The 771-nt window shown below is 38.7% G+C and carries 2 protein-coding genes; both read left to right on the top strand.

All coding sequences use genetic code 11. The annotated features are described in order from the left end of the window. Nucleotides 1–80 precede the first annotated feature (80 nt). A complete protein-coding gene (locus ACFIK6_RS10115) occupies nucleotides 81–305 on the top strand; it encodes an antitoxin MazE family protein (RefSeq protein ID WP_273791685.1) in 225 nt (74 codons plus the stop codon). Beyond that, entirely contained in the window at nucleotides 305–628 is a 324-nt protein-coding gene (locus tag ACFIK6_RS10110; RefSeq protein ID WP_375609602.1) for a type II toxin-antitoxin system PemK/MazF family toxin, read from the top strand. The genes ACFIK6_RS10115 and ACFIK6_RS10110 overlap by 1 nt, the downstream gene beginning before the upstream one ends. The last annotated feature ends 143 nt before the right edge of the window (nucleotides 629–771 follow it).

Raw genomic sequence — 771 nt, 5'->3', positions numbered from 1 at the left:
ATTGCCTTTTATTAAAAATCTCGTTTCATGTAACTTTTTTCTGTGTTATACGTTACATGAAACATAATGGAGATTTTGTTATGGCTACAATGCACGTCAATGAACGCGTTCAAAAACATCGCAACGCACAAAGAAAAGCAGGTTTGCGTTTAATGCAAATTTGGGTACCAGATATTCGCCAACCGAACTTTGCAGAAGAGTGCCGACGCCAATGTCGCTTAGTCGCAAAAATGGATAAAACAGATACATCTATGCAGTTGTTGATGGATCAATCTTTAATGGATGTTGATGGCTGGACAGAATAATGCGTGGATCTCTCGTCACAATAGCTATGCAAGGCGATTTTGGTAAACCAAGACCTGCGTTAATCATTCAAGCTAATCAATTTAGTGAGCATACAAGTGTAACGGTTTTACCCATTACTAGCACACTTGTTGATGCGCCATTACTCCGCATTACGATTCAGCCAAACGCTAAAAATGGTTTGCAAAAACCTTCGCAAGTCATGATTGATAAGATTATGACGGTAAGATGTGAAAAAGTTAGTCCAGCTTTCGGCTCCATTCATGCAGATAAAATGGTAGAAATTGAACGCTGTTTAGCTGTATTTTTAGGAATAGTAAAATAAAAATAGTATTTCTTTTTATCATCATAAAATAGCTTTGTTTATCTATCCTCTTCATCCATATGGATTACGCCGTCTCCTTCGTCGCATGCGTTTGGTGGGGCGTTTGGATCAAGGGTGTCGTCTTTGTCTGGTGTTGTGTTTGC

Source organism: Bartonella sp. AS69XJJH (genome assembly GCF_042195585.1).
Classification (GTDB): Bacteria; Pseudomonadota; Alphaproteobacteria; order Rhizobiales; family Rhizobiaceae; genus Bartonella.
Note: the sequence above shows the minus strand (reverse complement) of the source record. Positions and strands in the feature narration are given on the sequence as shown.

Bases quoted from the DNA above. Each gene is read 5' to 3' on its own strand.
- ACFIK6_RS10115 (WP_273791685.1), top strand. From the start codon at position 81: ATGGCTACAATGCACGTCAATGAACGCGTTCAAAAACATCGCAACGCA.
- ACFIK6_RS10110 (WP_375609602.1), top strand. From the start codon at position 305: ATGCGTGGATCTCTCGTCACAATAGCTATGCAAGGCGATTTTGGTAAA.